This is a genomic window from Streptomyces antioxidans (assembly GCF_000968685.2).
Lineage (GTDB): Bacteria > Actinomycetota > Actinomycetes > Streptomycetales > Streptomycetaceae > Streptomyces > Streptomyces antioxidans.
Window position 1 is genome coordinate 29,250 of the sequence record NZ_LAKD02000047.1, and the last position, 12,232, is coordinate 41,481.

13 protein-coding genes are annotated in these 12,232 nt (G+C 73.4%); 5 read left to right on the forward strand and 8 right to left on the reverse strand.

Annotation, left to right across the window (positions count from 1 at the left end):
• Positions 1-4 precede the first annotated feature (4 nt).
• Positions 5-520 (reverse strand): phage holin family protein, encoded by a 516-nt coding sequence (locus tag VT50_RS18925; protein ID WP_206269431.1) that lies wholly within the window; start codon positions 518-520, stop codon positions 5-7.
• Between the two features lie 477 nt (positions 521-997).
• Between VT50_RS18925 and VT50_RS41410 the strand changes: the two genes are divergently transcribed.
• The 5 genes from VT50_RS41410 to VT50_RS18950 all read left to right on the forward strand — a co-directional run bounded on the left by VT50_RS41410 (position 998) and on the right by VT50_RS18950 (position 3,562).
• Positions 998-1,120, forward strand: a complete 123-nt coding sequence (locus VT50_RS41410) for a hypothetical protein (protein WP_420822204.1) — start codon at positions 998-1,000, stop codon at positions 1,118-1,120.
• 103 nt (positions 1,121-1,223) lie between these two features.
• Positions 1,224-1,607, forward strand: a complete 384-nt coding sequence (locus VT50_RS18935) for a DUF2795 domain-containing protein (RefSeq protein ID WP_046089213.1) — start codon at positions 1,224-1,226, stop codon at positions 1,605-1,607.
• Positions 1,608-1,760: 153 nt separating this feature from the next.
• Positions 1,761-2,159, forward strand: coding sequence for a CBS domain-containing protein (locus VT50_RS18940; RefSeq protein ID WP_046089212.1), 399 nt, complete (start codon positions 1,761-1,763; stop codon positions 2,157-2,159).
• A 219-nt stretch (positions 2,160-2,378) separates the two neighbouring features.
• Entirely contained in the window at positions 2,379-3,188 is an 810-nt protein-coding gene (locus VT50_RS18945) for a class I SAM-dependent methyltransferase (RefSeq protein WP_046089211.1), read from the forward strand.
• A gap of 23 nt (positions 3,189-3,211) precedes the next feature.
• Positions 3,212-3,562, forward strand: coding sequence for a VOC family protein (locus VT50_RS18950; RefSeq protein WP_046089210.1), 351 nt, complete (start codon positions 3,212-3,214; stop codon positions 3,560-3,562).
• Positions 3,563-3,594: 32 nt separating this feature from the next.
• Here the strand turns inward: VT50_RS18950 and VT50_RS18955 are convergent, their stop codons facing one another.
• The 7 genes from VT50_RS18955 to VT50_RS18985 all read right to left on the reverse strand — a co-directional run bounded on the left by VT50_RS18955 (position 3,595) and on the right by VT50_RS18985 (position 12,168).
• The gene (locus tag VT50_RS18955) at positions 3,595-4,053 is read right to left on the reverse strand and encodes a hypothetical protein (RefSeq protein WP_046089209.1); all 459 of its coding nucleotides are present in this window, start codon (positions 4,051-4,053) and stop codon (positions 3,595-3,597) included.
• A 172-nt stretch (positions 4,054-4,225) separates the two neighbouring features.
• Entirely contained in the window at positions 4,226-6,469 is a 2,244-nt protein-coding gene (locus tag VT50_RS18960; protein WP_046089208.1) for a DUF5107 domain-containing protein, read from the reverse strand.
• A 170-nt stretch (positions 6,470-6,639) separates the two neighbouring features.
• Positions 6,640-7,194 (reverse strand): GNAT family N-acetyltransferase, encoded by a 555-nt coding sequence (locus VT50_RS18965; protein WP_046089207.1) that lies wholly within the window; start codon positions 7,192-7,194, stop codon positions 6,640-6,642.
• Complete coding sequence (locus VT50_RS18970) at positions 7,187-7,930, reverse strand: 4'-phosphopantetheinyl transferase family protein (RefSeq protein ID WP_046089206.1); 744 nt, start codon at positions 7,928-7,930, stop codon at positions 7,187-7,189. Before VT50_RS18970 ends, VT50_RS18965 begins: the two co-directional genes overlap by 8 nt.
• Positions 7,927-9,993 carry a S9 family peptidase gene (locus VT50_RS18975; protein WP_240529214.1) on the reverse strand — a complete coding sequence of 689 codons (2,067 nt, stop codon included), beginning with the start codon at positions 9,991-9,993 and terminating at the stop codon, positions 7,927-7,929. The genes VT50_RS18970 and VT50_RS18975 overlap by 4 nt, the downstream gene beginning before the upstream one ends.
• A gap of 8 nt (positions 9,994-10,001) precedes the next feature.
• Positions 10,002-11,342, reverse strand: coding sequence for a M20/M25/M40 family metallo-hydrolase (locus tag VT50_RS18980; RefSeq protein ID WP_046089205.1), 1,341 nt, complete (start codon positions 11,340-11,342; stop codon positions 10,002-10,004).
• Positions 11,335-12,168 (reverse strand): M55 family metallopeptidase, encoded by an 834-nt coding sequence (locus VT50_RS18985; protein WP_046089204.1) that lies wholly within the window; start codon positions 12,166-12,168, stop codon positions 11,335-11,337. The genes VT50_RS18980 and VT50_RS18985 overlap by 8 nt, the downstream gene beginning before the upstream one ends.
• Positions 12,169-12,232 lie beyond the last annotated feature (64 nt).

The following is a 12,232-nucleotide window of genomic DNA, read 5'->3' on the forward strand; positions in this document are numbered from 1 at the left end:
GCGATCACCCCGGGTGAGGAGGACGAGGGGGCTGAGGGGGCGCTCCGGACCCCGGTGTTCCTGGAGTTCCTGGAGTTCCAGGTGTTCCCGGAGGCGTCGGAGGCGTCGGCGTTTCCGGGGGCGCCGGAGGCGCGGCGGGCCCCGTCGGACCACCGGCGGGACCGGAACCGGGAGGGGCAGCGGGCCCCGGACGCCCCGAAGGCGCTTCGGGGCGTCGCCCCGCCCCCTGCCCCGCCGCGTTCTTCAGCAACCCCGCCGCCACCACCAACAGCGCGAAAACGACCAGCGCCGCCGCCCATCCCGGAAGCGCCAGTGCGAACAGCAGCACCAGGCACGCCGTGAGCGCACCCCCCGCGTAGAGCGCGACCGCCGCCGCGCCCCCGTAGAGGCGGACCGCACGCCGCCCCGACTGCTCGCGCAGCTCCCGGCGGACTTCTTCGCGGACGGCCCGTGCGACCGGCTCCGCCAGGTCCCCGGCCGAGGGCATGCCCGCCTTCGGATAGTCCGATTTATCAGTCATGCGCCGCCGGGTACCCGTACCGCACCCCCGTTAACAGTCCTCGCCGACGAGGGCGGACCACGGGTAGGCGGGCACTTCCGCAGGGCGCTTCCGCAGGGCACGGCGCCGGACCCGGCCCCTGATGTCCCGCGTCCGGCGCCGTTCCGCACTCCCTGCGGGCCGCTCGGCCGCAGGCCGGGTCCCCCTCCCCCGCGCCCCCAAACGCCGGTTTCGCACCCCGGCCGCCGTCGCCCTGACGACCTCGTACCGCACTCGTGTCGATGCCGTCGTCATGGGTACGCGTGGGGGACGCGCAATCTGGAGGGAGTACATGCGACTCGGAGATCTCCAACCGCTTTACGACCGCCCGGGCCCCTGGGCCAGCGTCTACTTCGACACGAACCCGACCAGCTGGCCCTGCGCCGTACCGACGTCCATTACCTGGGCGACACCCGGCCGTCCCCGGCCCGCGCCGACGACGCGCTGATCCGCTCGGCCGTGGTCACCGGCGCCGAAGCGCTGACCGTGGCACCTGCCGGGGCCGAGCCGAACGGCGACGACGTTCCGGTGGGCGGCCTCGGCGCACTGCTGCGCTGGCCGTACGAGGGCGACACGGAGTGAACATCCCGGGGCGGATGTGACCGCCCGCCCCGGAGCCAATTGACCCCTCCCGGGAGACGACCGACCCGGGAGACACCCGGACCCGCTGAGGAAGGGGACCGACATGCAGCGAGGCAGCGACCGGCTGAGCGTCCACAAGGACGACGAGATGAAGCACGAGCTCCAGGGGCTGATCCGCTCCGGGCACCCGACCCGTGCCGAGGAGTGGCACGACCCGGAGCCGTCCGCCGACGACGACCCGGACGTCGCCCGGGGGCCGGTCCCGGCGCGGGGGACGGCCGGAGAGGCCGAGGCGGTGCGGTTCGAGCTCGCCCGCCGGCTGGGACGTACGTCGTTCCCGGCGGACCGTGCGGAGCTGCTGCGCGTCCTGGAGGACCGGCACTCACCGGACGGGCTGATCGCGCTGGCCGAGGAACTGCCCACGGACCGGACGTTCCACACGGTGCAGGAGGTGGTCTCGGCGCTGGGGCTGCGCCCGAGCACATAGCCGGGACCGACCGCGCCCGACACCTCACGCGGGGGATCGCGGACGGTGCGCGCGCATCCGTCGCGCATACCTCCCGCCCCGCGTGGGTACTGCGGGCAGCACATCACCCACGAAGGGGGAGGTGGACAGATGCCCCATGACCCACCTCGAGACATGCCCCATGGCCCACCTCACGACCCGACGCGCCCCGTGCGCGAGGTCATGACCCGGCCCGCGATCTGGGTGCGCCCGGACGCCTCGCTGGTGGAGGCCGCTCAGCTGATGCGCGCGCAGGACATCGGCGATGTGCTGGTCGCCAGCGGCGGAGAGGTGCTGGGCGTGCTCACCGACCGCGACATCACCCTCCGCGCGGTCGCCGAGGGCGTCGACCCCCTCGCCGTCACCTGTAACGCCGTATGCACCCCGGACCCGGTGACGATCGGGCCCGACGAGGAGGTGGCCGAGGCGGCCGCGCTGATGCGGCGGCATGCGGTCGGACGGCTCCCGGTGGTCGAGGCGGGGCGTGCGCTGGGCGTGATCAGCCGGGGCGATGTGGCGGAGCCGCCCATGTGACGAGCCGCCCCAATTTCCGCACTACCTTCCGCATCACCATTCCCGCGTCACGACTCCCGCATCAACCATTCCGCCGGAGGGGCGGTGGGGTCCGTTTCCCCACCGCCCCTCCGGCGTCGCCGTGACAGCAACCCGAATACTGAGACGGTTCTTCTCGTGATACGAGATGCCTTCTACGGTGGAGCCACCCGTTCACCGGTCCCGAAGGGGAGTTCCGCCATGCCGAAGGACACCGCCGTCTACACCCATGGCCACCATGAGTCGGTGCTGCGCTCGCACACCTGGCGCACGGCGGCCAACTCCGCCGCGTATCTCACCGGCCAGCTGCGGCCCCACATGCGGATCCTGGACATCGGCTGCGGCCCCGGCACCATCACCGCGGACCTGGCGGAGCTGGTCCCCCAGGGGCAGGTCACGGGCGTCGATGCGGAGGGCGCCGTCCTCGAGCGGGCCCGCGCGGTGGCCGAGGAGCGCGGGCTGGCCAACGTCTCCTTCGCGGTCGCCGACGTCCACGCGCTGGACCACCCCGACGACTCCTTCTGCGTGGTCCACGCCCATCAGGTGCTGCAGCACGTCGGCGATCCGGTGGCGGCGCTGCGCGAGATGCGACGGGTGTGCGCGCCGGGCGGCCTCGTGGCGGTGCGCGACTCCGACTACGCCACCATGACCTGGTACCCGTCCGTACCCGGGCTGGACGGCTGGCTGGACCTCTACCGCCGGGTCGCGCGGGCCAACGGCGGGGAGCCGGACGCCGGTCGCAGGCTGCGTTCCTGGGCCCTGGAGGCCGGTTTCACCGACATCACCTCGACCGCCACGGCGTGGTGCTACGCGACGGAGGAGGAGCGGGCGTGGTGGAGCGGTCTGTGGGCGGACCGCACGGTCGCCTCCTCCTACGCCCGGCTCGCGGTGGACGGCGGCCATGCCACGGAGGAGGAGCTGGGGTCGATCGCGGAGGCGTGGCGGACGTGGGGCGAGGCCCCGGACGGCTGGTTCGCCGTTCTGCACGGTGAGATCCTCTGCCGCGTCTGAGCAGTTCAACTAGGCTCGCCCGCATGGATATTCTGGGGACTTCACTCCGCGTGTGCGTCGACGACCTGGACTCGGCGATCGCCGTCTACGAAAAGCTGACGGGGGCCGAGGCGGTGCGCTTCCAGCGCGGCCCCGTCGCGGTCGCGGCGGTCGGCTGCTTCTTCCTGATGAGCGGACCGGAGTCGGAGATCTCGATTCTCCGCAAGATCACGGCGACGATCGCGGTGCAGGACGTGGACGAGGCGATCGCCGATCTCACGGCGGTCGGCGGGCAGATCGTCGCCGGTCCGCTGCCCGCTCCCGTGGGCCGCACGCTGGTGGCCCGCCACCCCGACGGCGCGATCTTCGAGTACGTCGACCGGAACCCGGCGTGACCCGCCCGTGAACAGACCGTCCGGCAGACCCGTCAGGAGGGCGGTCCCGGATCCGTGATGGCCTCCTCGTCGCCGAACTCCTCGTCGGCGACCTCCTCGTAGAGATCATCCACGTCCCGGAGCTCATCGCTCCTGATCCGGACCGCCTCCTCCTCGGCGGACAGCCCGCTGGTCGAGCCCTCCTGGGAGTAGACGTCCTGCTCACGCAGGAGGTCGGGATCCGGCTCGTCGTACAGCAGCCCCGCCGGTTCCGCCACGGTGCCGACCGGCTCGCCCGCCTCCGGCTCCTCATCGGCCAACCGCTCGCCCAGCGACTCCCGTTCGCGCGTCTCCGCGCTCGTGGTGTCCCGGTACCCGGCGACCGTCGGCACGTCCCCGGCCACGGGCAACTGCTGCGGATCCCCGGCCCACTGCTGCTCGGGCGTCCCGTCCTGCAGATCGGGAATCCCCTCGTCCTCGGGATCCGCCCCGGGGTCATGCGGTGTCCTCACGGCACGCGGCTCCTTCCGGCTCATGTGCTACGCCGACATCCCCACCCGGGTGCCCACCCCGGGCCCCACCATGCGAACCCGGCCCCGCGACGCGACGCCCCACCACGCGAGCACACGCCGGTCAGGCCGCCGTACGGGCCAGGCCACCTTTCCCCTGCGGGCCGTAGGACCGCTAGGCGGGGCGCATGCGGAATTCGTAGCGGGCGGGGAGGGGGTGCTCTGCGCGGGCCCGGGCGCGGGCTTCCTCGGTGAGGGGGGCTTCGGCGCCGGTCGCCAGGCGTTCCACGATCGCGTACCAGGTGTCGCTCAACGCCTCGTCGCCCTCGCGCAGATCGCAGACCTCGAAGCCCTCGTCGAAGACGGCGCGGGCGGCCAGGGCGTCGCCCTGGGCCAGCAGGATCTGGGCGCGCAGCAGCCGGAAGCGGCCGCGTGCGCGGATGGCGGGGCGCAGGGCGTCGAGGACCGCTCGTGCGTCGTCGGCGCGGTCGGCCGCGAGCAGCGCGAGGATCGCCTCCCGGCCGAGCGCCGCCTCGGCCGTCTCCGGGGCGGCTGTTTCCGAGACGGCCGTCTCCAGGGCGGCTGTTTCCGAGACGGCCTTCTCCGGGGCGGCCGGGTCGGTGGCGACCTGGTCCGTGGCGACGGGCGGCGTGGCGACCGATACCGTCCCCGCCTCCCGCTGTGCCACGCCCTGCCCCGTTCCCACCGCTTCGAGCGCCGGGGACGCCTCGGGCTCCGGGGACGCCTCGGGCTCCGGGGCGGCGGCCGAGGCCAGGAGGAGCCGTACGGCGCGCAGCAGCCGTTCCGCCGCGCGCGCCGGATGGCCGGAGGCGGTGTCGGCGACGGCCAGACAGCGCAGCGTCCAGGGCGTCTCCGCGCACCGCAACGACCGCTCCCAGCTGCGCTCGGCCTGGGCCCGGTCGCCCGCGTGCCACTGGGCGACGCCCAGGTGGTACTCGGCGGCGGCGGTCGAGGGCGCCGCTTCGAGGAGGTCGCGCCAGGCGGGCGCGACCACGGAGGCACCGGGGTCGGCCCGGGAGGGGCCAGGCTCCCAGTCGGGCAGGGCGCCGGTGCGCAGCAACCGGCGCCACGGCTCCTGCTCCTCCCCCAGCGTGTCCGGGTCGAACGGCGTGCCGGGCAGCTGGAATCCGCCGCGCTCGATCTCCAGCGCGCCCCAGCCGGAGCCGGTCGCGAGGCGTTCCGCCGGTTCCGCGTCGGCGTACGGGCGCCAGGTGGCGTAGGCCGCTTCGACGGCGGCGCGCGGCAGCGCCGCCTCCAGCCGGGTCTCGGTCTCGCGGCGGGCGACCGCCCAGTCCGCGCCGTGGACGGCCGCCGGGTCGGCGGTCAGCGGGCCGTACGCCTCCAGCCAGGCGAACTCCTCCCCCGCCTCCAGCGGGATGTGCTCCAGCTGGGTGCGGGCGAGTCCGGCCTGGATCTCGGCGTAGCCGCCGGTGCCGGGCTCGGTCAGCCACTGCTGCCAGCGCCGTCCGCCGGGGCCCGCGCCCCAGACGAAGAGCTTGCGGCCGCGCAGCAGATCGGTCGAGGTCTGGACGAGGCCGCCGCCGTCGGCGTCGAGCGAGGCGATCCAGCGGCGGGCGCCGTCGGGCACCTCGTAGAAGTAGTCGGCGGGATAGGCGCCGCGCAGCGGATAGGTGCGGTCGGCGCCGTCCCACTCCGGGACCGGGACCCTGCTGAGGGTGCGGGCGTATCCGAAGTGCCAGGCCTCGTCGGCGGGGGCGAGGACGCGGGTGTGCTCGTCCTCGGGAACGGCGATGTTGGACCACCAGTAGACGGGGGCGGGGAGGTGGTGGGGGTTGCGGATCCTGACGCCCACGTAGAGGAACGCGGAGTCGGCGGGCAGCCACAGATCCACCTGGAAGGGCAGATCGCGCAGCCGCTCCCACTCCCAGAGCCGCACCATCGCACCCCCGTCGGCGGCGTCCGGCGCGGGGACGCGGGCGGCGTGCAGGGGCGAGCAGGAGAGGGTGGTGTGGCCGGTGGCGCCGATGTTCCACTCGATCCCGCCGGAGAACCAGGCGCCGTTGAGGGCGAAGTCGGCGGGCTGGAACACCGGGTTGCGGTACAGGAGCTCACGGCCGGTCGGCTTGTGGACCAGTGAGTGGACCCGGCCGCCGAGCCCGGGCAGCACGGTGGCCCGCAGTTGCTCGTTCTCCAGGACGATGGCGTCGAGCGCGGTGGGGGCGCGGTCCCGGCCGTAACCGTCGCGCAGCCGCACCGGCAGCACCGACCGCAGTGGTGCGCAGGCGACCTGACGGGCCATGTCGGCGGGGAGGGTGGCCCGGGTGCGGTCGTCCACGCGGTGCACCTCGTCGAGGGGGCGCAGCGCGGGCAGGGGGTTGTCGGGCCCCACGGGGGCGGTGGGAAGGGTCAGGGTGGTACGTCGCACGCTCGTGGCCACGGGCTGCCTCGTTCCAACTGCCTTGGGTCACCTCGGTGCGGCGACCGTCCGGTGACCATGGAACAACGCCGACGGGCCCGCTGAACAGAGCCGCTTCGGACCGATCACGGTGACCCGTCAGCGGCATCGCCGTCCGGCACCCGGCAGTGCCGCCCGGCACGCGGCGCCCGTTACTCGGAGTCGGTCCGCAGGTCCAGCATGTCGCTGGTCATGGCCCAGCGCTCGTGGTCACGCCAGGCGCCCTCGATGTGGAGGAAGTCGGGCGAGAACCCCTCCAGCCGGAAGCCATGGCGCTTCACCAGCCCGATCGACGCCTTGTTACCCGGCTGGATGTTGACCTCGACGCGGTGCAGCCCCAGCGGCCCGAAGGCATGGCGCAGTACGAGCCCAAGCCCCTCGGACATATAGCCCTGCCCGGCGGCGGGCGGAAAGGCGCCGTAGCCGATCGAGCCGCACTGGAAGGCGCCGCGCACAATGTTGTTGATGTTGATGAACCCGGCCATCTCACCGGTCTCCCGGGCATGGACCAGGAACCCCTCACGGTCCTCCCTCTCCAACTGGGCGATGTAGTGCTGAAAGGCCGGCTCGGTGGTCGGGAGGGTGAGCCAGGGGCGGTGGAACGCCATGCTCTCCCGGGCGCGCCTGGTGAACTCCGCGGCGTCCTCGCGGCGGGTGCGGCGGATGGCGGCCCGGGTTCCCTCGGCGACATACCGGACGTCAGGCATGCGGCAATGATGTCAGCAGCGCCATGGCCGCCGCATAGCCGGAGCCGCCGGCTACGACCCCGTCCACGGGGATGTCGGTCATCGCCCACGGGCCGACCGGCACGGCGGAGAGCCCGGTGCCGACATAGTTGACCGCCGGGTCCCGGGACAGGCCGGTGCCCAGGCCCTTGAGATACGCCTCCTTACGGGTCCAGCAGCGGGCGAAGGCGGCGGTGCGGTCGCCCGGCGCCAGCGCGTCCAGCTCGGCGCGCTCCTTGGGGTGCAGACTCCCGGCCACCTGCTCGACCACCGAGGCGGGCTGGAACTTCTCCACATCCACGCCGACCGGGGAGCCCGCGAAGGCGAAGAGCACCAGATCACCGGCGTGCGACATATTGAAGTGCAGCGGGGTGCCGGACACGGCGGGGCGGCCGTGCGGCCCGCCGCAGCCGGGGCATGCCTCGCGGGTGAACGGCACATCGGCCGGGGCCATGCCCAGATAGCCGCCCAGCAGCTCCCGCAGCCCCAGATGGGCCGCCGTATAGCGCTCGCGGTCCTCCGCCCGCAGGAACTTCGACGCCCGCTCCCGCTCCCCGGCGTCCAGGACCGTGGCGGGCGCGCCCACGTCCATGGCCGCGGTGTACCGCGCGACGCTGAGCAGCCAGGTCTCGGGCTCGCCGCCCTGCGGCCAGCCATCGGCGACGGCGGTGGGCAGCGGATCGTGACCGACGACGCGCGGGGGCGATGGGGGTGTCAACTCGCTCCTCCAGTGGAGTGCGGAACCGCTGACTTCAGCAGCTCCAGGGTGGGCACATCGGATCTGATCAGCCCGAAGGTCTGGATGTACAGCGACAATTCGGCCTCCAGGGCGCGGATCATCGTATCGGCGCGGCGGAAGCCGTGGCCCTCGCCCTCGAAGGTGAGATACGCGTGCGGAACGCCGCGCCCGGAGACCGCCTCCAGGAAGCGCTCGCACTGCTCGGGCGGGCAGATGGTGTCGTCCAGCCCCTGGAGCAGCACGAAGGGCGAACCGACGCGGTCGGCCCGGTGCATCGGGGAGCGCTCGCGGTAGCGGTCGGCCACCTCATCGAGCGGGCCGACCAGCGATTCGGTGTAGCGCGACTCGAAGTCATGGGTGCCGCCGGTGGCCCAGGAGACCAGGTCGAGGATGGGATAGCTGACGGTGGCGCAGGCGTAGAGGTCGGTGGCGGTGAGGGAGGCCGCCGCCGTCCAGCCGCCCGCGCTGCCGCCGCGGATCGCGAGCCGGGCGCGGTCGGCGATGCCCTCGTCGGCGAGCGCCCCGGCGACGGCGGCGCAGTCCTGGACGTCGACCACGCCCCACTGCTCCCGCAGCCGCTCCCGGTAGGCACGGCCATAGCCCGTGGAGCCCCCGTAGTTGACCTCGGCGACGCCGATGCCGCGCGAGGTGAAATAGGCGATCCCCAGGTCGAGCACGAGCGGGGCACGCCCGGTGGGCCCGCCGTGGGCCCAGATGACATACGGCGGAAGCTCACCATCCGGTGCGGTGTGGCCGGGATGGTGCGGTGGGTAGAGCTGGGCGTGGATCTCCCGGCCGTCAGGGCCGGTGAAGGTGCGGGCCTCAGGCCGGGGGTAGTACGCGGGGTCCACGGCGTCGCTGTGGGGGCTGCCGATGACCCGGGAGCGCCCGGTGCACACATCCAGCTCCACGACCTCATGGCCGCCGTGCGGGCTCGCCGCGACGCCGACCACGCGGGTGCCGTTGACGGCCAGCGTCGGCTCCCATTCGGTCCAGGGGCCCGGCACATCGGCCAGCTCGCCGGTCCGTGGATCGAGGATGCCGAGGGCCGCCGCGCCCCGGCCGTGCAGCACCGCGATCAGACCGCCGGTCAGCGGGGCGAACCAGCGGTGGCCCAGCTTCCACAGCGGCCCGCCGAACTCCTCCTGGCGCGGGCACAGCTCCACCGGCCGCCCGAGCGCGGCCGGTCCGTGCGAACCGGCCGTCTCCTCCGGCGGCTGGAGGCGGTGCAGATTCCACCAGCCGGTGCGGTCGGTGGCCGCGAGCAGCGCGCCGTCCTCGGCCCACTCGATCTGGGCGACCGACTCCTCCGGCCCGCCCAGCACCGCCCGGGCGCCGGTGAAGGAACCGTCCTCCGCGACATCGGCCAGCATCACCTCCGTGCCGTCCCAGGGCATCCGGGGGTGGTCCCAGACGATCCAGGCGGCCCGCCGGCCGTCGGGCGAGAGCCGGGGCCCGGTGAGGAAGCGATGGCGGTCGTCGGTCAGCTCGCGCACCGCCGCACGGTCCTCGGCGGCCGAGCCGTCCAGCGGTACGGCGGCGATGACCCGCCGCACATCCGTCGGCCCCTCGCCGGTGAACTCCTCCAGCACACACCACACTTCGCCCCGGTCCGGGCGGAGCACCGGGTCGGCCCAGCGCAGCCCCTCCCCGACCGCCGACAGCGGGGTCAGCGGGCGCGGCGCGGCCCCGGCCGGGGCGTCCGGCTCATGGACGTACAACCGCTGGTCGGCGAAGTGGACGAAGACCACGAGCGGGCCGCCGCTCGCGCGGCCCAGCGCGGCCCAGGGCATTCCGCCGTACCCCATCACCTTGCTGCGCGCGTTCCACGGCGGGGCCAGCACCGGGACCTCGGTGCCGTCGGTACGCCGCCGGACCAGGGCGCGGCGGCCTCCCTCGCCGGGGCGCGGCGCGGTCCACCACACCTCCTCGCCGACCGTGCCCACATACTCCGGGTGGCCGTCGTGGGAGGCGACGAGCGCGGCGTCGACCGGGGATGGCCACTCGCCGTAGGGGGCCGTGACGGCCGTCAGTCGCTGCACGGTGTTCCTCACGCCCTCTGCAGAAAGTGGTCGAGCACGCGGACGCCGAAGTGCAGGGCGTCCACCGGCACCCGCTCGTCCACGGCGTGGTAGAGCGCCTGGTAGTCGAAGCCCTCGGGCAGGCGCAGCGGCGAGAAGCCGTATCCGGCGATGCCGAGCCGGGAGAACTGCTTGGCGTCGGTGCCACCCGACATGCAGTACGGCACGGCGCGGGCGCCGGGGTCGAAGTGCTCGACGGCGGCGCGCATCGCCCGGTACGTGGGGGTGTCGATCGGCGCCTCCAGGGGGCGCTCCCGGTGATGGAACTCCCACTCGACATCCGGTCCGGTGAGCCGGTCGAGGGTGTCGTGGAACTCCTCCTCGCCGCCGGGCAGCATCCGACCGTCCACATAGGCGGTCGCGCTGCCCGGGATCACATTGACCTTGTAACCGGCCTCGAGCACCGTGGGGTTGGCGCTGTTCCGCACGGTGGGCTCGATCAGGGCGGCGGCGGGGCCCAGCTTGGCCAGCAGGCCGTCGACGTCGAAGTCCGGGGCGTCCACGTCGGCCGGGATGCCCTGGAGCGCGGCCAGTTCGGTGAGGGCGGACTTCACGGTGGGGGTCAGCCGGACCGGCCAGCTGTGCTCACCGATGCGGGCGACGGCGGCGGCCAGCCTGCTGACCGCATTGTCCCGGTTGACCTTGGAGCCGTGTCCGGCGCGGCCGTGTGCGGTGAGCTTCAGCCAGGCCGTGCCGCGCTCCCCCGCCGCGATGGGGTAGATCCGCGCCCCCGACCCGGCGTGGAAGGTGAAGGCGCCGGACTCGCTGATGCCCTCGGTGCAGCCCTCGAAGAGCCCGGCATGACGGTCCGCCAGGAAGCCGGCGCCCCAGGCGGCGCTGTCCTCCTCATCGGCGGTGAAGGCCAGCACGATGTCCCGGCGCGGCCGCACGCCCGTCCGCGCCCAGGCCCGGACGACCGCGAGCATCATCGCGTCCATGTCCTTCATGTCGATGGCGCCCCGGCCCCAGACGACCCCGTCGCGCACCTCCCCGGAGAAGGGGTGCACGGTCCAGTCGGCGGGCTCGGCGGGCACCACGTCCAGATGGCCGTGGACCAGCAGCGCGGGTGCGGAAGGATCGCTGCCCTCGATCCTGGCGACCACATTGGTGCGCCCCGGCGAGCGCTCCAGCAGGGTGGGCTCGATCTCCACATCGCCCAGCATCTCCGCCACATACTCGGCGGCCGGGCGCTCCGAGCAGTCACCTCCGCCTCGGTTGGTGGTGTCGATCCTGATCAGATCGGAGGTGAACCGCACCACCTCCTCCAGCGCCTGGGCGTCGATCGCCTCGGGACGGTCCGCGTCAGCCATATTGCTCCTCCACCGCGGCCGAGACGACCGTCGTGACGGCCTTGAAGCAGCGGATCCCCTCGTACATGGTCGGTGAGGTGTACGCCACGCGGCGCTCGCCGCTGCGCTCCACGCCCGGCACGACGCTCGCCGCCCCCACCAGATGCTCGGCGTCGAATTCCAGCTCCAGTGTGAACGGCCCGCCGCGGGCGGGCTCATGGCGCACCGCCAGCCCGGCCGCCTCCCGCGCCGCCTCCCGGATGTCCGCGGCCGTGCGGGCGGGGGTGCGGCACACCGCCGCATAGCGCGAGACGTAGTCCTTGACCGCGACGCACCGGGCGTCGGGCACATAGTCCCCGGCGTCCTCGCAGGTCTTGTCGTCACCGGTGATCAGCACCACCGGCACCCCGTACTCGGCGACCACCAGTGCGTTGAGCCGGCCTTCGCTCGCCCGCGCGCCGTTCACCCACACGCCGGTGATGGAGTTGGCCAGGTAGGTGTGGGCGAGGACGCCTTCGGTGCCCGCGCCGGTGTGATAGCCGACGAACGCCACCCCGTCCACATCTCCGTGCTGCACGCCCTCGACCATGCTGAGGGACTTGTGCCGCCCGGTGAGCATCTGCGCGCGCTCGTCCAGCTCCTCCAGCAGCAGATTGCGCATGCTCCAATGCGCCTCGTTGATGAGCACCTCGTCCGCACCACCGTCGAGGAAGCCGGCGACGGCGGCGCTTACATCGGAGGTGAACAGACGGCGGCAGCGCTCCCACTGCGGGGTGCCGGGCAGCACATCAGCCGGCCAGGTCACGCCGGTGGCGCCCTCCATGTCGGCGCTGATGAGGATCTTCATGCCTCGTCACGTTACGCGCCGCGCCCGACCCGAACCACCCCTGTGGATAACTGGTCCAGTCCAC

Excerpts from the sequence above, each read along its gene's own strand:
- VT50_RS18925 (WP_206269431.1), bottom strand. The coding sequence starts at position 520 with ATGACTGATAAATCGGACTATCCGAAGGCGGGCATGCCCTCGGCCGGG.
- VT50_RS18940 (WP_046089212.1), top strand. The coding sequence starts at position 1,761 with ATGCCCCATGGCCCACCTCACGACCCGACGCGCCCCGTGCGCGAGGTC.
- VT50_RS18950 (WP_046089210.1), top strand. The coding sequence starts at position 3,212 with ATGGATATTCTGGGGACTTCACTCCGCGTGTGCGTCGACGACCTGGAC.
- VT50_RS18945 (WP_046089211.1), top strand. The coding sequence starts at position 2,379 with ATGCCGAAGGACACCGCCGTCTACACCCATGGCCACCATGAGTCGGTG.
- VT50_RS18935 (WP_046089213.1), top strand. The coding sequence starts at position 1,224 with ATGCAGCGAGGCAGCGACCGGCTGAGCGTCCACAAGGACGACGAGATG.
- VT50_RS18985 (WP_046089204.1), bottom strand. The coding sequence starts at position 12,168 with ATGAAGATCCTCATCAGCGCCGACATGGAGGGCGCCACCGGCGTGACC.
- VT50_RS18980 (WP_046089205.1), bottom strand. The coding sequence starts at position 11,342 with ATGGCTGACGCGGACCGTCCCGAGGCGATCGACGCCCAGGCGCTGGAG.
- VT50_RS18965 (WP_046089207.1), bottom strand. The coding sequence starts at position 7,194 with ATGCCTGACGTCCGGTATGTCGCCGAGGGAACCCGGGCCGCCATCCGC.